Raw genomic sequence first — 20,840 nt, 5'->3', positions numbered from 1 at the left:
CCTCTCCCTCCCATCAGCCGCGGTACACCTGCACCAGCGGGCACCGGTACGCGTCGCGGTTCTTCAGTCCGACCTGGTTGAGGTACGCGATGATGGTGCGGAACGCCTCCCCGAGGGTGGTCTCGGTGTAGCGGATGCCGTACTCCCGGCAGTATCGGCGGACGATGCTCTGCACGCCGGGCAGGTTCGGCCGCGGCACCCGCGGGAAGAGGTGGTGCTCGATCTGATACTCCAGCCCACCCATGAGGAAGTGCACGACGGGCCCGCCCCGCACGTTGCGTGACATCACCACCTGCCGCCGGAGGAAGTCGATGTCGGCGTCGTGCGGCACCGTCGGCATGCCGATGTGGTTCGGGGAGAAAGCGCCGCCGAGCAGGAACCCGAAGACACCGACCTGGACCAAGATGAACCCCGCCGCGAGCAGCGGCGGCAGCATCAGGAACAAGAACGCGACGAACCCGATGAGACGGATGCCGGTGAACACGACCTCCAGCCACCGGACGTGCACGTTCTTGCCGAACAGGATGTTGCGCACGGAGTCGACGTGCAGAGAGAACCCCTCGAACAGCAGCAGCGGCGGGAAGTAGTAGCCCTGGAAGCGCGCGAGCTTCGCCGCCAGGCCCGTCCGCCGGTCGGTGCCCTCGGGTGTGAAAGACAGCACGCCGGACTCGGAGTCGGGATCCTCCCGCTCCTTGTTCGGATTCGCGTGATGACGGTTGTGCTTGCCGATCCACCAGCCGTAGCTGAGACCCGTCACGAGCCCCGCGATGATCCTGGCCGTCCATTCGTTCCAACGGTCCGACTGGAACACCTGCCGGTGCGCCGCTTCGTGGCCGAGGAAGCCCAGCTGCGCCATCGCGAGGCCCATCACGGCCGCGAGCAGCAGCTGCAGCCACGAGTCGCCGAGCACCGCCACACCCACGAGCACCCCCGCGGTGACCACGATCCAGAACAGGATCTGGAACCAGTAGTAACCGTGTCTTCTGCGCATGAGGCCAGCCGCGTTGACCTCTGCGGCCAACCGGTGAAAGGCCTCCGTGTACTTCTCACCGAGCATGCGCCGATGATACGGATGCGCGAGACGGCGAGGGAGCCCCTGGATTCCGTCGCCGATGTTCGCTAGCACCGACGCGGCGGGTGCCACCGCATTACGACTGGGAGGCGAGCCACGCCACGGCCTTGTACCAGGTGAGCTGGTGAAAACTCTGCTCCAGCCTGCCGCCCAGGCTCCCCAGTGGCAGCCTGTGCACGGCGATCGATTCCGTCTCGTCGAGTGCCTGAGCGGCCACCTCCCGGCACCCGCGGGCGAGGAAATGGTGCACGCGGTTGGTGTGGTTGCCGAAGTTCGCCCAGGTCGCGCCGAGGTCGACGATCTCGTCGGCGCGGCAGCCGGTCTCCTCGAGGAGTTCGCGCGCCGCGGCGTCGACGGGCTCCTCGCCCGGTTCGACGGCTCCTCCGATCGTGCCCAGCGCGATGATGCCCGCACCGTGACGGTACTCGTCGACGACGATCGCATCACCGTCCGCTGTCATGGCGAGCACGGAGATCCAGTCGGCCGGGTCGAGCACGTAGTACGGCGCGACGACGATCCCGTCCGGCGTCAGGCACTCGTCCGACCAGAGGGTGATCCACGGGTCGGAGATCACCTGTCTCCGGCTCCTGGTGACCCAGAGCCCCGGCTTCCGATGGTCGTCCATCACCGGGACCCGGACAGGAGTCGGGTGGCCACAGCCTGCTCGACCCCGCGATCGCCGTCGCGCACGACCCGTCGGACGTGGCGGCCCTCGCGCTCGGCGATCGCCTCCTCGACCTCGCCGTCCCGGAAGACGACCGCCGTGTAGTCATCAGCGGCCCAGCCCTCGGGCAGTGTGCCCGAGCCGACCCAGTCCAGGTACTTCTGCCGGCGACCCGGCTCACCCAGGTAGTGCGGGCATGCCGACCCGGCGACGAAGCCGAGGCCGTCGGGCAGCGGGGCGAGCGGGCCGAACGAGTCGGTCGACGATCCTTCGAACCAGCAGTTCATTCCCGCGCTGATCCCGGCGACGACCGTTCCGGCGGCCATGGCCTCGCGCAGGATCGCCGGCACTCCGTGCAGCCGCCAGATGGCGAGCAGGTTGGCCGTCGACCCTCCGCCGACGTACACGACATCCTGATCGAGCAGAGCCCGGGGGTCGGAGTAGTCGTGGACGGCATTGCCGAACAGCGAGAGCACGCGCGCCTCTGCACGACCGGCGAAGGCCGCCTCGAAGCGACGCGCATAGTCGACGGAGTCGCCACTCGCGGTCGGCACGAAGCACACCTTCGGACGCGAGGAGTCCGCGAGCTCGAGGATGTGGTCGTCGATCGCCGAGCGACCGTCGTCTGACATCGAGAAGCCTCCGCCGCCGAGCGCGACGACGGTGCCCTGGACCCGGCTGTTGGTCATGCCGGGTCAGGCGCTCTTGCGCTTGCGCTCCATCACGATGGTGGGCGGTGCGCCGTCGTCGACAGCCGCCTTCGTCACGATGACCTTCGCCACGTCGTCGGTGGACGGGATCTCGAACATGATCGGTCCGAGGACGTCCTCCAGGATGGCGCGCAGGCCGCGGGCGCCGGTCTTGCGCTCGACGGCGAGGTCTGCGATCGACCGCAGCGCGTCCTCTTCGAACTCCAGCTGCACGCCGTCGAGTTCGAACATGCGCTGATACTGCTTGACCAGAGCGTTGCGCGGCCCGGTGAGGATGTCGATCAACGCCTGCTGATCGAGCGGGGACACCGAGGCGACGACCGGCAGACGGCCGATGAACTCCGGGATGAGACCGAACTTGTGCAGATCCTCCGGCAGCACCTCGCTGAACAGGTCGAGGTCCTTGCCCTTGTCGTGCAGCGGAGCACCGAAGCCGACGCCGTGCTTGCCGACGCGCGACGAGACGATGTCCTCGAGACCGGCGAACGCGCCGGCCACGATGAACAGCACGTTCGTGGTGTCGATCTGGAGGAACTCCTGGTGCGGGTGCTTGCGGCCGCCCTGCGGCGGAACCGAGGCGACCGTGCCCTCCAGGATCTTCAGCAGCGCCTGCTGCACACCCTCGCCGGACACGTCACGGGTGATCGAGGGGTTCTCGGCCTTGCGGGCGATCTTGTCGACCTCGTCGATGTAGATGATGCCGGTCTCGGCGCGCTTCACGTCGTAGTCGGCGGCCTGGATGAGCTTGAGGAGGATGTTCTCGACGTCCTCGCCGACGTAGCCGGCCTCGGTCAACGCGGTGGCGTCCGCGACGGCGAAGGGCACGTTCAGCCGCTTCGCGAGCGTCTGCGCCAGGTACGTCTTGCCGCAGCCGGTGGGGCCGATGAGCAGGATGTTGCTCTTTGCGATCTCGATGTCGTCGGCCTTCTGCTCGGCCGGCTGCAGCGTCCCACGAGCGCGGACGCGCTTGTAGTGGTTGTACACCGCCACCGCCAGGGCCTTCTTGGCCGGCTCCTGACCGACGACGTACTCCTCGAGGAAGCTGAAGATCTCACGCGGCTTGGGCAGGTCGAAATCGGCGACCGGGCCGTTGCCTGCCTCCGCCATGCGCTCCTCGATGATCTCGTTGCACAGCTCGACGCACTCGTCGCAGATGTACACGCCGGGACCGGCGATGAGCTGCTGCACCTGCTTCTGGCTCTTTCCGCAGAATGAGCACTTGAACAGGTCAGCGCTTTCACCGATACGTGCCATGCGCGTCCTCCTCAGGGATCAAGAGATCGTGCTTCGAGCCTAACCGCCCCGTCGGACACCAGGGCGGATTGGCGTGCCCGGGGCGCGCCGATCCGCCCTGAGCAGAAGACGTCCGGCTCGGATCACTCCAGGCTCTCGGTGTGCCACACGGTCTGGGATCAGAAGTCCCCAGGGGTGATGTCGAGACGTTTCCGCTCCGCGGCAGCTTCGTCTGCGTCTAGCCAAGAGAAGTCGTATCGACCGTCTCGGTTGCTGCCTTGCACGTCCAGGTATCCGTTCCGCATCTCGGTCACGGCCGACCAAGGCGGATAGTCCTCGGTCGAGCGCTCACGCGTACCGTCGGACCAGATGATGATGTACCAGACCCACCACTGCATCCGAAGCGGACTGAACGGACTCCAAAACTCCCCGACTGTCGTTGCGACATGCCCGACAGGCTCTCCTCCCAACGAGAGCGCTCCAAGGCCATCGACGAACGCGCGGAGGCTCGGATCCGGTAGTGGGGGCTTCACAATCCTCACTCGCACCTCAGTCTGCACTCACACATCAGATGAGGCTCTTGGTGTGCCACACCGTCTTGGTCTCGGTGAAGGCCGTGATCCGATCGAGACTGACCTCGACCGGACCGGGACGCAGCACGCGCTTCAGCGTGTCGGCGGCGGCGACCTCGAGGTCGACCCAGTCGAGGTCGCCCGCACCGGCGAGGTCGATCGCGTTCACGTCGGCGTGCGAGGCGAGCCAGGGGGCCATCTCGGCCGGCGAGCCGGTCAGGATGTTGACGACTCCGCCCGGCACGTCGCTGGTGGCGAGCACCTCAGCGAGGCTGATGGCCGAGACCGGGAACCGCTCGCTGGCGACGGCGACCACGGCGTTGCCGGTAACCAGCGCCGGCGCGATGGCTGACACCATGCCGAGCAGGGCGGAGTCCTGCGGCGCGATGACCGCGACGACGCCGGTCGGCTCCGGCACCGAGATGTTGAAGTACGGCCCGGCGACGGGGTTCGCGTTGCCGGTCGCCTGCGCGTACTTGTCGCACCAGCCGGCGTACCAGACCCACAGGTCGATCGCGGCGTCCACCTGGGTCGCCGCCGCGCCGGAGGAGACGCCCTCCTGATCGACGATCTCGTCGATGAATTGCGCCCGACGACCCTCGAGGATCTCTGCGACGCGGTACAGCACCTGGCCGCGGTTGTAGGCGGTCGCTCCCGACCACCCCTTCACGGCCGCACGCGCCGCGACCACGGCATCCCTGGCGTCCTTGCGCGACGCCTTGGCGGCGTTCGCGAGGAACGCGCCCTTGGGCGAGACGACCTGGTAGGTGCGCCCCGACTCGCTGCGCTGGAAGGCGCCGCCGATCGCGAGCTTGTACGTCTTCGGAACGGTGAGGCGCTTGCTCATGCCGAGGCTCCCTTCAGGTAGGCGGTGAGACCGTGCCGACCGCCCTCGCGGCCGTAACCGGACTCCTTGTATCCGCCGAACGGGCTCGACGGGTCGAAGCGGTTGAACGTGTTGGCCCACACCACGCCGGCGCGCAGGCGGTCGGCGACGGCGAGGATGCGGGAACCCTTGTCGCTCCAGATGCCGGCGGACAGCCCGTACGGGGTGTTGTTCGCCTTCGCGATCGCCTCGGCCGGGGTGCGGAAGGTGAGCACGGAGAGCACCGGGCCGAACACCTCGTCGCGAGCGATGCGGTGCGAGGCCTCGACGCCGGTGAAGATGGTCGGGGCGAACCAGAAGCCCTTCTCGGGGATCGCGCACTCCGCCGTCCACCGCTCGGCGCCCTCCGCCTCACCGATGTCGCTCAGTTCGCGAATGCGCTCCAGCTGTGCGGCGGAGTTGATGGCGCCGATGTCGGTGTTCTTGTCGAGCGGGTCGCCCAGCCGCAGCGTGGATAGACGTTGCTTGAGGCGGTCGATGACCTCGTCGTGGATCGATTCCTGCACCAGCAGTCTGCTGCCGGCGCAGCAGACGTGCCCCTGGTTGAAGAAGATGCCGTTGACGATGCCCTCGATCGCCTGGTCGATCGGCGCGTCGTCGAAGACGATGTTCGCTGCCTTCCCGCCGAGCTCGAGGGTGACCTTCTTGTCGGTGCCCGCGATCGCCTTGGCGATGTCGCGCCCCACCGCTGTGGATCCCGTGAACGCGACCTTGTCGACGGCGGGATGCCGCACCAGGGACGCGCCGGTCGCACCGGCGCCGGTGATGATGTTCACGACGCCGGCCGGGAGATCGGCCTGCTGCAGGATCTCCGCGAAGATCAGCGCGGTGAGCGGCGTGGTCTCGGCGGGCTTGAGCACGACGGTGTTGCCCGCGGCCAGCGCCGGGGCCACTTTCCAGGCCAGCATCAGCAGCGGGAAGTTCCACGGGATCACCTGACCGGCGACACCGAGGGCGCGCGGGTTCGCCCCCAGACCGGCGTAGTCGAGCTTGTCGGCCCAGCCGGCGTAGTAGAAGAACCAGGCCGCGACCAGCGGCACATCGACGTCACGGCTCTCCTTGATCGGCTTGCCGTTGTCGAGGCTCTCGGCGACCGCCAGTTCTCGCGCTCGCTCCTGCACGAGGCGCGCGATGCGGAACAGGTACTTGCCGCGGTCGCGTCCGCTCATCTTCGACCACACCTTGTCGTAGGCGCGACGTGCGGCAGCGACGGCGCGGTCCACATCCTCCTCCGAGGCGGAGGAGATCTCGGCGATGCGGCTCTCGTCCGCGGGCGAGATGGTGTGGAACGCGGGGCCGGACCCGTCGACGAACTCGCCGCCGATGAACAGCCCGTAGCTGTCGCGGAGCGCGAGGATCGCCTTCGACTCGGGCGCGGGCGCGTATTCGAGGAATGACATGTTCGTCCTTAGTCGATGGTGAGGTAGTCGGCGCCGGAGTAGTGTCCGGTGGTGATCTTCTGCCGCTGCAGCAGCACGTCGTTGAGCAGGCTGGAGGCGCCGAAGCGGAACAGGTGCGGCTGCAACCACTCCTCCCCCGCGGTCTCGGCGACGGTCACGAGGTACTTGATGGCATCCTTCGACGAGCGGATGCCGCCGGCGGGCTTCACGCCGATCCTCTCCCCCGTGAACCGATACCAGTCGCGCACCGTCTCCAGCATGAGCAGGGTGGTGGGAAGCGTGGCGGCGGGCTGCACCTTGCCGGTGGACGTCTTGATGAAGTCGCCCCCGGCGAGGATCGACAGCCAGGACGCGCGCTTGATGTTGTCGTACGTGTTGAGCTCGCCGGTCTCCATGATGACTTTGAGCGAGGCGTAGCTGCCGTCCTCCCGTCGGCAGGCCTCCTTGACGCGGGCGATCTGGTCGAATACGAAGCCGTAGCGACCTTCCAGGAACGCCCCACGGTCGATGACCATGTCGATCTCGTCGGCGCCGGCCGCGACGGCATCCGCGGTGTCCGCGAGCTTGATGTCGAGTGAGGCGCGCCCGGAGGGGAACGCGGTGGCGACTGCCGCGACCGAGATCAGCCCGTCGTCGGGGTCGCCGTGCATCGACCCGAGCGCGTCGACGGCGTGGCCGACCATGTCGCCGTACACGCAGACGGCGGCGACACGCGGGCAGGTCGGGTCGGACGCGTCGGGGGTCTTCGCCTTGGACACGAGCGAGCGCACCTTGCCCGCCGTGTCGGCGCCCTCGAGGGTGGTGAGGTCGATCAGCGAGATGATCCGGTCCAGCGCCCACGCCTTCGAGGACGTCTTGATGGACCGTGTGCCCAGGGCGGCCGCGCGCTGCTCGAGGCCGACGGCGTCGACGCCCGGCAGTCCGTGCAGGAAGCGCCGCAACGTCGCGTCGTCGGGCTCCCCGCCGAGCACGTCCACCACGCCGCGGCGGGTGAGTTCCTTGGTCGTCATCGTTCCTCCAGCAGTGCTCGGGCAGTGTTCTCGTCTGTGATGATCACGGTGCACAGGCCGTTGCTCACGACTGTACGCGCGATGTCGTGCTTGGCGGCGCCGGCGGTGACGAACACGGCACGACGCGCGTCGCGCAGGCGGTCCAGTGCGATGCCGACCGTGCGGGCGTCCAGCGCCGGGTCCACGATGTTGCCGTCCGCGTCGATGTAGCGGCCCAGCAGGTCGCCGACGGCGCCGCGTCTGGCGAGTTCCGCGACGTCGTCCGCGGTGAGGTAGCCGTGCTCCACGTGTGCCGACGTACGGTCCGCCGGTCCGGCCGAGAACAGGAACGCATCCGCGTGCGCCGCTTGGTCGAGGATGCCCGCCACCGTGCGGTCGGACTCGATGGCACGCTTGGTCTCCACGCGCTCGAGGATCGCGGGGCTCGGAAGCAGCACGACCTGACCGGATGCGCGCTGCGCGATGGTCGCGGCCAGGCTCGCGGCTCCCCCGGAGCGGCGGTTCAGGCTCACTCCCCCGTTCGCCTGGACGACCGTGACGCCGTTGGCCCAACCGTCCGGGAGTGCCTCGGCGACAGCGGTGAGCGTGCGCCCCCAGCTCACCGCGAGCGTTCGCGGGACGGGGCGGAAGGCGGCGAGGTGGTCGGCCGCCGCCTGGGCGACGCGGTCCAGCACGGCGCCCGGGTCATCTGCGGCCGGCACGACGACGGCATCCGCGAGGTCGAAGCGCTGGGCGAGCTCGCGCTCGAGCCCGAGCCGGCGCGCGCGCGGGTGCACGATCTCGATCCGCACGATGCCGCGCTCGCGCGCCTGTGTGAGCAGCCGCCCGGCCTTCCAACGCGAGATCTTCAGGAGGGCGCCGATCTCGTCCTGCGTCTTGCCCTCGTCGTAGTACAGCTCGGCCACGCGCACCGCGAGCAGTTCGTCGTCCACGGCATCCTCCTTCCCGCATCCAGCGTAGGAGGATTCCCCCACACGCGCACCTTCGTGCGCATATGCGCAGCGGATGCCGGATGCGCCGCGCATCCGCGTGAGCGCCGCGGTACGCACGACGCCCCCTCACCTCGCGGGGAGGTGAGGGGGCGTCGTGCGCCGGGTCAGGCGCGCTTGCGGCTGGTCAGCACCTGGTCGACGATGCCGTACGCCCGCGCGTCCTCGGCGGAGAGGATCTTGTCGCGGTCGATGTCGCGGTTGACCTCTTCCGCGGTCTTGTGCGTGTGCTTGGCGAGAGTCTCCTCCAGCCAGGTGCGCATGCGCATGATCTCGGTGGCCTGGATCTCGATGTCGGACGCCTGGCCGTGGCCGGCCTCGCCCATTGCCGGCTGGTGGATCAGCACGCGCGCGTTGGGCAGGGCCAGGCGCTTGCCGGGCGTACCCGCCGCGAGCAGCACCGCGGCCGCGGACGCGGCCTGGCCGAGGACGACGGTCTGGATCTGCGGCGCCACGTACTGCATGGTGTCGTAGATCGCCGTCATCGCGGTGAACGATCCGCCAGGCGAGTTGATGTACATCGTGATGTCGCGCTCGGAGTCCTGGCTCTCGAGCACGAGCAGCTGCGCCATCACGTCGTCGGCCGAGGCGTCGTCGACCTGCACGCCGAGGAAGATCACGCGGTCCTCGAACAGCTTGTTGTAGGGGTCCTGGCGCTTGAAGCCGTACGCGGTGCGCTCCTCGAACTGCGGGAGGATGTAGCGGCTCGAGGGCAGGTTGCCGGCAGAGCGGAAGGTGGGTGTGTACATGTGCGTCCTGTTCCTGCCTTACTTGTCCGCGCCGGTTCCGCCGCCGCCGGTGACGTCGCTGGCGTGCTCGCGGATGTGGTCCACGAAGCCGTACTCCAGCGCCTCGTCGGCGGTGAACCAGCGGTCACGGTCTCCGTCCGCGTTGATCTGCTCGACCGTCTTGCCGGTCTGCGCCGCGGTGATCTCGGCGAGGCGCTTCTTCATCGACAGGATGAGCTGCGCCTGCGTCTGGATGTCGCTCGCGGTGCCGCCGAAGCCGCCGTGCGGCTGGTGCAGGAGCACGCGCGCGTTCGGCGTGATGTACCGCTTGCCCTTCGTGCCGCTGGTCAGCAGAAGCTGACCCATCGAGGCCGCCATTCCGATACCGACGGTCACGATGTCGTTCGGCACGAACTGCATGGTGTCGTAGATGGCCATGCCCGCCGTGATCGAGCCACCGGGCGAATTGATGTAGAGGTAGATGTCCTTCTCGGGATCCTCGGCGGCGAGAAGCAGGATCTTGGCGCAGATCTCGTTCGCGTTCTCGTCCCGCACTTCAGAGCCCAGCCAGATGATGCGATCCTTGAGCAGCCTGTCGAAGACGCTCGTCGCGACCAGGGGTTCAGCCATGTCAGCTCCTGTTTCCGTGTTTCGGTGATCTCGAATCTACCGGCGTCGGCAGGGGCGCCCGGTCGTTGTTCGCCGTCGGCATATCAGCGTGGCGGACACAGCTCCCTGGCGTAGCCGGACACCGACCGGCTGTAACGCGGAAGATGCGGTGCCAGCGCCTCCAGGGCGACCGACGTGGCGGCGAGCGGGTCGCCGGCGGTGGCGAGCGAGAGCGCGTAGAACGCGGATGCCGCGTCGGCGAGCGGCCCGCCGCGCTCGCGCTCGGCCCGCAGCAGATCCAGGCTCTCGGCCACGCGACCGAGGTTCCGCAGCGTGCTGGCCAGCTGGATGACCGCTTGAGAGCGCAGGTCCTCGGGCAGCCCGAGTTCGAGGGCACTCCGGTACAGCGGTTCAGCCTCGGCCTCCAGGCCCGCCGAGTCGCGCGCACCCGCACGCTCGAAGAGGGCCCTGGCCTCGTCGTCACAGTCACGGGCGAGCTCGTCGATCCGCGCGATGCGATCCCGGTCGCTCAGCGAGCCGTCCGCCCAGACGGCGTCGACGCGCAGCTGCCACTCATCCATGAGTCCTCCGGAGAAGCGGAGAGGCGGATGCCGCAGCATCCGCCCCTCCTGAATCGAATCGATCCGCGATCACTCGGCCGTTTCGGCGTCGTCCTTCTTCGCGGCGGTCTTCTTCGCGGGAGCCTTCTTCGCCGGGGCCTTCTTCTTGGCAGCCGGCTTCTCCTCGGCCTCGGCCGGTGACTCCTCGGTCGAGCTCTGCTCAGCCGACGTCTCGTCGGCCGCTGCCTCCTCCGCGGCGTCAGCGGACTCCTCGTCCTCGACGTCGCCGATGAACTCGGACAGGTCGACGGCCTTGCCGCTGCTGTCGATGACCTTCACCTTGGCGAGCGCGGTCGCGAGGGCCTTGTTGCGAGCGACCTCACCCACGAGAGCGGGCAGCTGGCCGGCACCCTGCAGCGCCTCGACGAACTCCTGCGGAGCCATGCCGTACTGCGCGGCCGACTGGATGAGGTACTGGCTGAGCTCCTCCTGCGAGACCTGCACGTTGGCGTTCTCGACGATGGTGTCCAGCAGCACCTGGGTGCGGAACTGCTTCTCGCTGGCCTCGGTCACCTCGGCGCGGTGCTCGTCGTCCTCGAGACGACCCTCGCCCTCGAGGTGGTTGTGCACCTCGTCCTCGATGAGCTGCGGCGGCACGGGGATCTCGATCTTCTCGAGCAGCGTCTCGATCAGCTTGTCGCGCGCGGCAGCACCCTGGGTGAAGACGCCCTGCTGGGCAACGCGCTCGGCGAGGCTCTCGCGCAGCTCGGCGATGGTGTCGAACTCGCTCGCCATCTGCGCGAAGTCGTCGTCGGCCTCGGGCAGCTCGCGCTCCTTGACGGCCTTGACGGTGACGGACACCTCGGCCTCTTCGCCGGCGTGGTCGCCGCCGACGAGCTTGGAGCGGAAGGTGGTCTGCTCGCCGGCGGTCAGCGACTCGATGGCCTCGTCGATGCCGTCGAGCAGCTCACCGGAGCCGATCTCGTAGGACACGCCGTCGGCGCGGTCGATCTCGTTGCCATCGATCGAAGCGGTCAGGTCGAGCTCGACGAAGTCGCCCTTGGCGGCCGGGCGGTCGACGGGGATCAGCGTGCCGAAGCGGGCGCGCAGGCGGTCGAGCTCGGCGTCGATCGCGGCCTCGTCGGTCTCGATGGCGTCGACGGTGAGGGTGATGTCCTCGAGGGCGGGAAGCTCGATCTCCGGGCGGACGTCGACCTCGATGTCGACGAGCAGGTCACCCGAGAAGTCCTTCTCGTTCGGCCACTGGGTGATGTCCGCGGACGGACGGCCCACCATGCGGACCTTGTGCTCGGCAGCGGCCTGGCGGAAGAAACCGTCGAGGCCCTCGTTCACGGCGTGCTCGATGACCGCACCGCGGCCGATGCGCTGGTCGATGATCGGCGCCGGGACCTTGCCCTTGCGGAAGCCGGGGATCTGCACGTCCTGAGCGATGTGCTCGTACGCGTGCTCGATGCTGGGCTTGAGGTCTTCCGGGGTGACCGTGATGCTGAGCTTCACCCGAGTCGGGGACAGCTTCTCGACGGTGCTGATGGCCATGCTGGTGTGTTCTCCTTGTGGTTTCCGCGCGACGGCGCGGTCGTGAAGTCTCGGGTACTGGTCGGGGCGACAGGATTTGAACCTGCGACCTCCCGCTCCCAAAGCGGGCGCTCTACCAAGCTGAGCTACGCCCCGGTTGAACCCGCGCGCACGGGAACGGCCTCCACGAGTCTAACGGACGGAGCCCGCTCCGCCGTCCGCTATGCTTGACACGTCGGCCGTGCTCACGGGTCGGGCCGACGCGGGGCTGTAGCTTAATGGTAAAGCCTTAGTCTTCCAAACTAATGACGCGGGTTCGATTCCCGTCAGCCCCTCCAACGAAATCAAGGTCCTCGCCGCAAGGCGGGGGCCTTGATTTCGTTATCGGGCAGAGCCGGGAATCGAACAGCGGCGCAGCCCGCGCGGTTCGCGGGCCCACGCCGCGAGAGGCTCCGCGCGGCGCGCAGCGACGCGTGGAGCAGCGGTGGGGACCCGTCAGCCCCTCCACACTCTCGGTCGTTGAGCGAGCCCGCCGCTTCCCGGTCGTTGAGCGAGGACGCGCGAAGCGCGCCCGAGACGCAACGCATCAGCCCCCACGGGTCGCATCACGTCCGGTCGTCGATCGAGCACCGCCGCAGGCGGCGCGAACGCGGTTCGCGGGCCCACGCCGCGAGAGGCTCCGCGCGGCGCCGGTGTGGGAGGCGGGGTCGCTGGGGACGACCCCGCCTCGGGTGCGCACCCGGGGAACCGTGGGGACGGTGCGCACCCGCGCCGCACGCGGCGACGCACGACCGGACGGTCGCACCCTCATCCGACCACTGCTCGTCGTGCATCTGGGGTGCGCGCGGCGGATATCACCCACGGCGTCACGTCACGGTCACTCGGCGGTCATCACCCTGGCCGCGCTCCGCGGACGCAACCCGCGGCTGTGGACGGCCGGACTGCGACGGCGGGTCCGGCTCTCGGCGTGGTCGGAGCCCTCTCCCCTGCCCAGGTGGAGCGGGCCGTGGAAGTTCGCGATCGCGAACTCCTCCGCCTCGCCACCCTCGTACGTGATGGTGAACACGGTCCCGTCGTCCGTGAGTCGTTGCAGGGCGCCGTGGCAGCCGGGCGCGCCGAAATGCTCGCGGGCGTTCGGCAACACGATGACCCAGTCGTCGCTGTCACCCAGCCTCTGCAACGAATGCGACCCGGCCCAGCCGGACTGCATCACCACGCTGGTGATCCGGCTCGTCTGCGTCGAGAACTCGAACAGCCAGCGGCCGTCATCACACCGGTACTCGACGCGGTGCAGCGCCGAACGGGTGAGGACGAACCCGGCGATCGTGGGCACGGTCGCGCTCGAGGCCACGACGGGCTTCTCCCATGCGGAGAGCACGGCCTCTTCCCGGCGTCCCGACGGTTGCTGCGGCATTGACACTCCTCGACTCGATGGGTTGGTCTGCGGCCGCACGCTGACGGTTCCCCACCGGCCGGACTTCCACGCTACGCGCGGCGCGACACCCCGAGCTGCGGGCTCCACGGACTTCACACGCCCACGTCCCGCGGATCACGCCGCGATCACCCTCGGTTCACCCCTGCGGCGTCCAGCGATCGATGCCCTTCATCCGCCTCACCCCGGATCAGGTTCATACGGGTGGCGGCGGTGATGGCATCCGCTCGGCTGCGCACTCCGAGCTTGCGGTAGATCGACGCGAGCTGCGTCTTCACTGTGTTGGGAGTGACATGCAGGCGCTCCGCGATCTCGGCGGTCTTGGTCGACCGCGCCAGTTCGTTGAGGACGTTCATCTCGCTCGGCGACAGCCGTGGACGCTCGGGCAGCGGAGCGGCGAACTCCAGCCCCTCGAGCACGTTCGCCAGCCTCGCCGACTCCTGCTCCGGGATCCGCTCGTGGATGGCTTCGATGAGCGCCTGCGGGACGGTGGTGAACATGCGGCGGAAGTCGCCGGTCCAAGCGATGCGCGCGATCGCGAGAGCCTCGGACGGATCGATCGCGCCGTCGGCTTCGAACGCGACCCAGGCGCGCAGCAGGATCGCGTGCGCGCGCGTCGCCGGCGACACTTCGCGTGCACCTCTGAGCCTGCGGCACGCCCTGGCCGCCTCCGCGAAGCGCCCCTCGTGGATGAGAACACGGATCATCGCGATCTGCGAGAGCGGCAGCCGCCCTGACGCCTCCTCGCACACCGACCTCGCGGACGCGACCTCACCGAGGGACAGGAACGACTCCGCCGTGCATGACACGCGGACGTCGTCGGCGAGAGTGTCCTTGCTCCAGGTATGCGTCGCGAAGGCCATGGAGATCTCCTCCAGTGCCGCCATCGGGTGTGCCCGTGCGAGCTCGAACCGCGCGCGCACCAACGCGATCAGCGGCCACAGCTCATCGATGGCGTCGTACGACTCGAGTGCGGCGACTCGGGACTCGGCGTCCGGCCCGAGCCGCTCGACCTCGATGAACGCGGCCGCGATGTTCTCCGCCGTCTGGGTGTACGACGCGAAGAATGGCGGCGGAGACGGCAGCTGCCTGGCGGCGGTGAGCGCGCGTTCCGCGTGCCGCACTGCTCCGCGCAGGGCGTGCGTGACCGCCGAACGCACCACGCAGTCGCGCTGGAGGGGATACCCGGGCGCGAGCGCGGACAGCTGCCCGGCGAGGCTGAACGAACTGAGCGCTCGTTGCGTCTGTCCGTCGAGAAGATAGGTCACGCCGAGCTGGAAGCTGACCTGCCCGACCGGGCACCGCTCAACCAGGCGCCCCGTGCCGCCCCCGCGCTCGAGCCGCTCCTCGAGCCGCTCCGCGACGTCCACCGCGGACTTCACGTCGCCGCTCAGACGACGAGCGATCACCTGCTTGAGGAGGTGCTCGTTCAGCTCGTCGTCGCTCAGCGCGAGGACGTCCACCTTGTCACGCGCGGCCGGCGGCTTCGGGTACATCCGCGCCAGCACGGAGGCGACGGGATGGACGAGCTTCAGCCGCTCGAACCGCTCGAACAGTTCGCTCGGGATCACCCGGAGCGCCTCTTCGAGGAGTCCGTGATGGTGAGCGGCCAACGTCCACGCGTAGTCGTCCACCACCTGCGCGATGCGGGCGGGGTCTCCGGAGGCAAGAGCCTGTGACATCGCGTCGAACGCGCGATCGGGATCGTAGGGATCTTCGCCCGCCACCTGGGTCTCCTCCTGAGTGCTGCGTCGCCCTCCCCAGATGGTCGTCGTGTTCCGGTGCTCTATCCCCCGTGCTCGGCTCTCGCCGTATCAGACCTGACCGCGTCGTTCACGAAGCTGCGTGAGCGCGTCCTGCAGAAGCTGCTCAGCCTCTTCCTCGGTGCGGCGCTCCTTCACGTATGCGAGGTGCGTCTTGTACGGCTCCGCCTTCGCCAGTGCGGGCGGGTTGTCCTTGTCACGCCCCGCCGGCAGCCCGCTGTGCGGGTGGTCGATGATGTCGGGGATCTCCTCCTCCGGCAGACCGGCGGCGAAGTAGCGGACGGTCTCGTTGCCGAGTCCGTCCCAGTACGACACGGCGATGCGGTCGGCGTGGTAACCGTGGTCCTGCTCACCCATCGGGCCGGAACCCACTCGGGTGCCACGGATCGCGTTTCCTCCGGTAGCCATCAGATCACCTGGAACTTCGTGATGAGGCCGAGGGCGACGATCGACACGAACCACACCAGCGCCAGCACGACCGTGAACCGGTTGAGATTGCGCTCGGCGAGGCCCGAGGAGCCCACTGCGGCGGACATGCCGCCCCCGAACATGTCGGACAGACCGCCACCGCGGCCCTTGTGAAGAAGGATGAGGAGCGTCAGCAGCACACTGCTGATACCCAGCAGCACCTGCAGAACGAACTCGAGAACCTGCACGAGAGAAGCCTTTCACGGCCGACCGAACGGTCCGCCTAGCGGTCAATTATAGGGCGGGGCGGCCGGACGGCCGCCCCGCCGCGCTCAGACGCCGACGTGCTTCTCGAAGCGGACGATGGCGGCGAACTCGTCCACCACCAGGCTCGCACCGCCCACGAGAGCGCCGTCGACGTCGGGTTCGCGCATGAAGCTGGCGATGTTGCCGGACTTCACCGACCCGCCGTACAGCACGCGTGTGCGGGCCGCGGCGTCCTCGTCGAGGATGTTCGCGAGCACCTTGCGCAGTGCCGCGCACACGTCCTGCGCCTGCGACGGCGTGGCCGCCTGCCCAGAGCCGATCGCCCAGACCGGCTCGTACGCCACGACGATGTCGGACGACGCCGACACGCCTTCCAGCGCCTTCTCGAGCTGCCCGGCCGGGACAGCACTGGCGCCGAAACGCTCCAGGTCCTCGGCCGTCTCGCCCACGCAGATCACCGGGATCAGGCCGTTGCGGATGGCGGCCTTGACCTTCGCGTTCACGACGTCGTCGCTCTCCGCGTGGTACTCGCGCCGCTCGGAGTGGCCGATGATGACGTACCGCACGCCGAGCTTCGCCAGGAAGGCGCCCGACACCTCACCGGTGTACGCGCCCGAATCATGCGCGGACATATCCTGCGCACCGAGGGCGAACGGGATCTTGTCGGCGTCGATGAGCGTCTGGACGCTGCGGATGTCGGTGAACGGCGGGAACACCGCCACCTCGACGGAGTCGCCCTCGTGCCCGGCATCCTTCAGGGTCCAGTGCAGCTTCTGCACCGTCGCGACCGCCTGCAGGTGGTCGAGGTTCATCTTCCAGTTCCCCGCGATCAGCGGGGTACGGGTGTTCACTGCCATCCGAGGACCTCCAGTCCGGGTAGCTTCTTGCCCTCCAGGAACTCGAGGCTGGCGCCTCCGCCCGTGGAGATGTGGCCGAACTGCTCGTCGTCGAAGCCGAGCTGGCGCACGGCGGCGGCCGAGTCGCCACCGCCGACGACGCCGAGTCCGTCCACCTCGGTGAGCGCCTGCGCGACAGCCTTGGTGCCGGCGGCGAAGGCTGGGAACTCGAACACGCCCATCGGGCCGTTCCAGAAGACCGTCTTCGACGCGCGGATCGCGTCGGCGAAGCGCGCAGCCGTGTCGGGTCCGATGTCGAGTCCGATGCCCGAGGCACCGAACGACGTCTGCTCGATGGCATCCGCCGCGGCGATCTCGTGCTCGGCGTCCGCCGCGAACTTCGAGGCGACCACCACATCGGTGGGCAGCACGATCTCCACCCCGCGCTGCTTCGCCTCGGCGATGTAGCCGCGCACCGTGTCGAGCTGGTCCTGCTCGAGGAGGCTGGATGCCACGGCGTGGCCCTCCGCGGCGAGGAACGTGAACAGCATCCCGCCGCCGACGAGGAGACGGTCGACGCGAGGGAGCAGGTGCGAGATCACGCCGAGCTTGTCGCTGACCTTCGAGCCGCCCAGCACGACCGTGTAGGGGCGTTCCGGCTTCTCGGTGAGGCGGTCCAGCACGTCCAGCTCGGCCGCGATGAGCAGGCCGGCGGCGGAGGGCAGGGTCTTCGCCAGGTCGTAGACGCTCGCCTGCTTGCGGTGAACGACGCCGAAGCCGTCGGAGACGAGTGCGTCGCCGAGCTCGGCCAGCTGCGCGGCGAAGGCGCCGCGCTGGGCGTCGTCCTTCGACGTCTCGCCGGCGTTGAACCGCAGGTTCTCCAGCACGACGACTCCGCCGTCCTCCAGGGCGTCGACCGCCTCGTGCGCCGACTCGCCGACGGTGTCGCGGGCGAACGCGACGGGTTTGCCGAGCAGCTCGGAGAGGCGCTGCGCCACCGGGGCGAGGCTGTACTGCGGGTCGGGCGCGCCGTCGGGGCGGCCGAGGTGCGAGCACACGATGACGCGTGCGCCGGCGTTGATGAGGGCGTTGAGGGTCGGCAGGGAGGCGCGGACGCGGCCATCGTCCGTGATGACGCCGTCCCGGAGCGGGACGTTCAGGTCACAACGGACGATGACGCGCTTGCCTTCAAGCGACCCCAGCGTGTCGAGGGTGCGCAGAGCCATCGATCAGAGACGCTCGGCGACGTACTCGGTCAGGTCGACGAGGCGGTTCGAGTAGCCCCACTCGTTGTCGTACCAGCTGGACACCTTGACCAGGTTGCCGCTGACGTTGGTGAGCGTGGAGTCGAAGATCGACGAGTGCGGGTTGTGCACGATGTCGCTCGAGACGATCTGGTCCTCGTTGTACTGCAGGTACCCGGCGAGGCGGCCCTCGGCCGCCGCCTTGCGGTAGGCCTCGTTGACCTCGTCGACGGTGAGGTCGTCACGGTCGGTGATGAGGGTCAGGTCGACGATGGACCCGGTGGGGACCGGCACGCGGTAGGACGAGCCGCTGAGCTTGCCGTTCAGCTCCGGCAGCACCAGGCCGATGGCCTTGGCTGCGCCGGTCGAGGCCGGGGTGATGTTGATCGCTGCGCCACGGGCGCGGCGGAGGTCCTTGTGCGGGCCGTCCTGCAGGTTCTGGTCGGCGGTGTAGGCGTGCGCGGTCATCATGAAGCCGCGCTCGATGCCGAACGCGTCGTTGAACACCTTCGCCAGCGGGGCGAGGCAGTTCGTGGTGCACGAGGCGTTGGAGATGATGTGATCGGTCTCGGGGTCGTAGGTCTCCTCGTTGACGCCCATGACGATGGTCGCGTCGTCGCCGGTGGCGGGGGCGGAGATGAGGACCTTCTTGGCGCCGGCCTCGATGTGCTTCTTCGCGAGCTCCGCCTTGGTGAAGAAACCGGTGGACTCGATGACGATGTCGACGCCCAGCTCACCCCAGGGCAGGTTCGCGGGGTCGCGCTCGGCGAACGCCTTGATCGCCTTGCCGTTGACCGTGATGCTCTCGTCGTCGAAGCTCACCTCGGCGTCGAGGACGCCGCTGACCGAGTCGTACTTGAGCAGGTGCGCCAGCGTCTCGTTGTCGGTGAGGTCGTTGACCGCGACGATCTCGAGGTCTGCGTTCTGTGCGAGGGCCGCGCGGAAGTAGTTGCGTCCGATACGACCGAAGCCGTTGATACCGATCTTGACAGACACTCAGATCTCCTGTGTCTCAGTGCGCGAAACGCGCGTTCTCTTCGGGGGATATGTGGACAACGGCGTCCCGACGAGCGCTCCGCTCATCGGGACGCCCGTCTTGTTTACGACAGTACCAGCAGGCCTGCGGTCTTCTCGCGAGCCGTTTCGAACCGCTGCGCGACGTTCTGCCAGTTGGCGATGTTCCACGCCGCCTTGACGTAGTCGGCCTTCACGTTGAGGTAGTCGAGGTAGAAGGCGTGCTCCCACATGTCCAGCTGGAACAGCGGCACGGTGCCCTGCGCGGTGTTCGCGTGCTGGTCGAACAGCTGCTGGATGATCAGGCGCGCGCCGATCGGGTCCCAGCTGAGCACGGCCCAACCCGAGCCCTGGATGCCGGTCGCTGCAGCGGTGAAGTGCGCCTGGAACTTCTCGAACGAGCCGAAGAACTCGTCGATGGCCGCCTTCAGCTCGCCCTCGGGCTGTCCGCCGCCCTCCGGCGACAGGTTGGTCCAGAAGATCGAGTGGTTGACGTGGCCGCCGAGGTTGAAGGCCAGGTCCTTCTCGAGCTTGTTCACGTTCGCGAGGTTGCCGCTCTCGCGGGCCTCTGCCAGCTGCTCGAGCGCGGTGTTCGCGCCGGCGACGTAGGTCGCGTGGTGCTTGTCATGGTGCAGTTCCATGATCTTCGCGCTGATGTGGGGCTCGAGAGCCGCGTAGTCGTACGGAAGGTCGGGGAGCGTGTAGGTCGCCATGTCGATTTCATCCAATCCGCGCCGCGCCGCGGCGCTTGCCGATTCCCTGCACCGCCGAAGTGCGCCGCAGGGCAGACGTTCACATCCTACTGACGCGAACACGGCCGGGAAGGGGATCCTTCCCCGGATGACGATCGAAGCTAGTCGTCGAGACCGGCCGGCACGGCGGCCTCGGTACCGGGGATGCCCTCCTGCTGGGCGCGCTTGTCCGCCATCGCGAGCAGGCGGCGGATGCGGCCGGCGACGGCATCCTTGGTCAGCGGCGGGTCGGCGTGGTGACCGAGCTCGTCCAGGCTGGCGTCGCGGTGAGCGAGTCGCAGGTTCCCCGCGGTGCGGAGGTGCTCCGGCACGTCGTCCCCGAGGATCTCGAGGGCGCGCTCGACGCGGGCGCAGGCTGCGACCGCGGCCTGCGCGGAACGGCGCAGGTTCGCGTCGTCGAAGTTCACGAGGCGGTTGACGCCGGCGCGGACCTCACGACGCTGACGCAGTTCCTCCCAGGCCGTCGCGGTGCGGCGCGCTCCCATGGCGTTGAGCACGCCGCGGATCGCCTCGCCCTCGCGCACGACCACGCGCGGCAGGCCGCGCACCTCGCGCGCCTTCGCGGTGACGCCGAGACGGTGGGCGGCGCCAACGAGGGCCATCGCGGCCTCACCGGACGGGCAGGCGACCTCGAGCATCGCGGATCGGCCGGGTTCGCTGAGCGACCCCGCGGCGAGGAAGGCACCGCGCCAGATGCCCGCAAGTTCGTCGGGCGACCCGGTGGTGAGCCGGTTCGGCAGTCCGCGCACCGGACGGCGCCGGGCGTCCAGCAGGCCGGTCTGTCGGGCCAGGGTCTCCCCCGCCCCGATGACGCGGACGGCCCAGCGGGCGCCGTCGTTCACGCCGCCGGACTGCGCGGTGCTCGACTTCACCTGGGCGATCTCCGGACGCACGCCGTAGATCTCAGCGAGGTCGCGTGCCACACGGCGCGCGAGCAGCTCGGCATCCACCTCCGCCTCGACCGCGACGCGGCCGGCGATGGAGTGCAGCCCACCGGCGAAACGGAGGATGGTCGTCACCTCCGCGACGCGCACCGTGGGCGGCGCGTTGCGAATGCTGACCAGCTCTGCCTTGACGTCGGTGGTTAGTGCCACGAGACTCCCTCACGCTCTGCGCGCCGGATCGCGGCGCAAGGGAATAGCCTACAAGGCCGCC

General features: G+C 68.7%; 21 protein-coding genes and 2 tRNA genes. 1 reads left to right on the top strand and 22 read right to left on the bottom strand.

Annotated features, from left to right (window positions below; all coding sequences use genetic code 11):
- Nucleotides 1-13 precede the first annotated feature (13 nt).
- From RIF65_RS05755 to RIF65_RS05695, 13 genes are all read right to left on the bottom strand, one after another.
- The gene (locus tag RIF65_RS05755; protein ID WP_309066274.1) at nucleotides 14-1,057 is read right to left on the bottom strand and encodes a fatty acid desaturase family protein; all 1,044 of its coding nucleotides are present in this window, start codon (nucleotides 1,055-1,057) and stop codon (nucleotides 14-16) included.
- A 91-nt stretch (nucleotides 1,058-1,148) separates the two neighbouring features.
- Entirely contained in the window at nucleotides 1,149-1,646 is a 498-nt protein-coding gene (locus tag RIF65_RS05750; protein ID WP_309066275.1) for an NUDIX hydrolase, read from the bottom strand.
- A 50-nt stretch (nucleotides 1,647-1,696) separates the two neighbouring features.
- Entirely contained in the window at nucleotides 1,697-2,425 is a 729-nt protein-coding gene (locus RIF65_RS05745) for a peptidase E (RefSeq protein WP_309066276.1), read from the bottom strand.
- Between the two features lie 6 nt (nucleotides 2,426-2,431).
- Nucleotides 2,432-3,700 carry an ATP-dependent Clp protease ATP-binding subunit ClpX gene (clpX, locus tag RIF65_RS05740; protein WP_309066277.1) on the bottom strand — a complete coding sequence of 423 codons (1,269 nt, stop codon included), beginning with the start codon at nucleotides 3,698-3,700 and terminating at the stop codon, nucleotides 2,432-2,434.
- Nucleotides 3,701-4,246: 546 nt separating this feature from the next.
- A complete protein-coding gene (locus RIF65_RS05735; protein WP_309066278.1) occupies nucleotides 4,247-5,098 on the bottom strand; it encodes an aldehyde dehydrogenase family protein in 852 nt (283 codons plus the stop codon).
- The gene (locus RIF65_RS05730; protein WP_309066279.1) at nucleotides 5,095-6,537 is read right to left on the bottom strand and encodes an aldehyde dehydrogenase family protein; all 1,443 of its coding nucleotides are present in this window, start codon (nucleotides 6,535-6,537) and stop codon (nucleotides 5,095-5,097) included. The genes RIF65_RS05735 and RIF65_RS05730 overlap by 4 nt, the downstream gene beginning before the upstream one ends.
- Nucleotides 6,538-6,545: 8 nt before the next feature.
- Nucleotides 6,546-7,547: a deoxyribose-phosphate aldolase gene (gene deoC / locus RIF65_RS05725; RefSeq protein WP_309066280.1), complete on the bottom strand. Its 1,002-nt coding sequence runs from the start codon at nucleotides 7,545-7,547 to the stop codon at nucleotides 6,546-6,548.
- The gene (locus tag RIF65_RS05720; protein WP_309066281.1) at nucleotides 7,544-8,479 is read right to left on the bottom strand and encodes a sugar-binding transcriptional regulator; all 936 of its coding nucleotides are present in this window, start codon (nucleotides 8,477-8,479) and stop codon (nucleotides 7,544-7,546) included. The genes deoC and RIF65_RS05720 overlap by 4 nt, the downstream gene beginning before the upstream one ends.
- A 164-nt stretch (nucleotides 8,480-8,643) precedes the next feature.
- Nucleotides 8,644-9,285 (bottom strand): ATP-dependent Clp protease proteolytic subunit, encoded by a 642-nt coding sequence (locus tag RIF65_RS05715; RefSeq protein WP_309066282.1) that lies wholly within the window; start codon nucleotides 9,283-9,285, stop codon nucleotides 8,644-8,646.
- An 18-nt stretch (nucleotides 9,286-9,303) separates the two neighbouring features.
- Nucleotides 9,304-9,894, bottom strand: a complete 591-nt coding sequence (locus RIF65_RS05710) for an ATP-dependent Clp protease proteolytic subunit (RefSeq protein WP_309066283.1) — start codon at nucleotides 9,892-9,894, stop codon at nucleotides 9,304-9,306.
- An 83-nt stretch (nucleotides 9,895-9,977) separates the two neighbouring features.
- Nucleotides 9,978-10,454 (bottom strand): tetratricopeptide repeat protein, encoded by a 477-nt coding sequence (locus RIF65_RS05705; RefSeq protein ID WP_309066284.1) that lies wholly within the window; start codon nucleotides 10,452-10,454, stop codon nucleotides 9,978-9,980.
- Nucleotides 10,455-10,523: 69 nt separating this feature from the next.
- Entirely contained in the window at nucleotides 10,524-11,990 is a 1,467-nt protein-coding gene (gene tig, locus RIF65_RS05700) for a trigger factor (RefSeq protein ID WP_309066285.1), read from the bottom strand.
- A gap of 58 nt (nucleotides 11,991-12,048) precedes the next feature.
- A tRNA-Pro gene (locus RIF65_RS05695) sits at nucleotides 12,049-12,125 on the bottom strand.
- 108 nt (nucleotides 12,126-12,233) lie between these two features.
- On the opposite strand from RIF65_RS05695, the gene RIF65_RS05690 reads away from it, so the two are divergent.
- A tRNA-Gly gene (locus tag RIF65_RS05690) sits at nucleotides 12,234-12,307 on the top strand.
- A gap of 539 nt (nucleotides 12,308-12,846) precedes the next feature.
- Here the strand turns inward: RIF65_RS05690 and RIF65_RS05685 are convergent.
- The 9 genes from RIF65_RS05685 to whiA form a co-directional block, all read right to left on the bottom strand.
- Nucleotides 12,847-13,383, bottom strand: a complete 537-nt coding sequence (locus RIF65_RS05685; protein WP_309066286.1) for a hypothetical protein — start codon at nucleotides 13,381-13,383, stop codon at nucleotides 12,847-12,849.
- A 146-nt stretch (nucleotides 13,384-13,529) separates the two neighbouring features.
- Nucleotides 13,530-15,128, bottom strand: a complete 1,599-nt coding sequence (locus RIF65_RS05680; protein ID WP_309066287.1) for a helix-turn-helix transcriptional regulator — start codon at nucleotides 15,126-15,128, stop codon at nucleotides 13,530-13,532.
- An 87-nt stretch (nucleotides 15,129-15,215) separates the two neighbouring features.
- Nucleotides 15,216-15,572, bottom strand: a complete 357-nt coding sequence (locus RIF65_RS05675) for an RNA polymerase-binding protein RbpA (protein WP_309066288.1) — start codon at nucleotides 15,570-15,572, stop codon at nucleotides 15,216-15,218.
- The gene (gene secG, locus RIF65_RS05670; RefSeq protein WP_309066289.1) at nucleotides 15,572-15,820 is read right to left on the bottom strand and encodes a preprotein translocase subunit SecG; all 249 of its coding nucleotides are present in this window, start codon (nucleotides 15,818-15,820) and stop codon (nucleotides 15,572-15,574) included. The genes RIF65_RS05675 and secG overlap by 1 nt, the downstream gene beginning before the upstream one ends.
- Before the next feature lie 84 nt (nucleotides 15,821-15,904).
- Nucleotides 15,905-16,696 (bottom strand): triose-phosphate isomerase, encoded by a 792-nt coding sequence (gene tpiA, locus RIF65_RS05665; RefSeq protein ID WP_309066290.1) that lies wholly within the window; start codon nucleotides 16,694-16,696, stop codon nucleotides 15,905-15,907.
- Nucleotides 16,687-17,901, bottom strand: a complete 1,215-nt coding sequence (locus tag RIF65_RS05660) for a phosphoglycerate kinase (RefSeq protein WP_309066291.1) — start codon at nucleotides 17,899-17,901, stop codon at nucleotides 16,687-16,689. The genes tpiA and RIF65_RS05660 overlap by 10 nt, the downstream gene beginning before the upstream one ends.
- 3 nt (nucleotides 17,902-17,904) lie before the next feature.
- Nucleotides 17,905-18,915, bottom strand: coding sequence for a type I glyceraldehyde-3-phosphate dehydrogenase (gene gap, locus RIF65_RS05655; RefSeq protein ID WP_309066292.1), 1,011 nt, complete (start codon nucleotides 18,913-18,915; stop codon nucleotides 17,905-17,907).
- Between the two features lie 104 nt (nucleotides 18,916-19,019).
- Nucleotides 19,020-19,646, bottom strand: coding sequence for a superoxide dismutase (locus RIF65_RS05650; protein ID WP_309066293.1), 627 nt, complete (start codon nucleotides 19,644-19,646; stop codon nucleotides 19,020-19,022).
- 140 nt (nucleotides 19,647-19,786) lie between these two features.
- A complete protein-coding gene (whiA, locus tag RIF65_RS05645; RefSeq protein WP_309066294.1) occupies nucleotides 19,787-20,779 on the bottom strand; it encodes a DNA-binding protein WhiA in 993 nt (330 codons plus the stop codon).
- Nucleotides 20,780-20,840: the final 61 nt, after the last annotated feature.

This window comes from Microbacterium sp. (genome assembly GCF_031180975.1).
Taxonomy (GTDB): Bacteria; Actinomycetota; Actinomycetes; order Actinomycetales; family Microbacteriaceae; genus Microbacterium.
The sequence above is the reverse complement of the archived record's forward strand: the minus strand, read 5'-3'. Positions and strand labels throughout refer to the sequence as shown.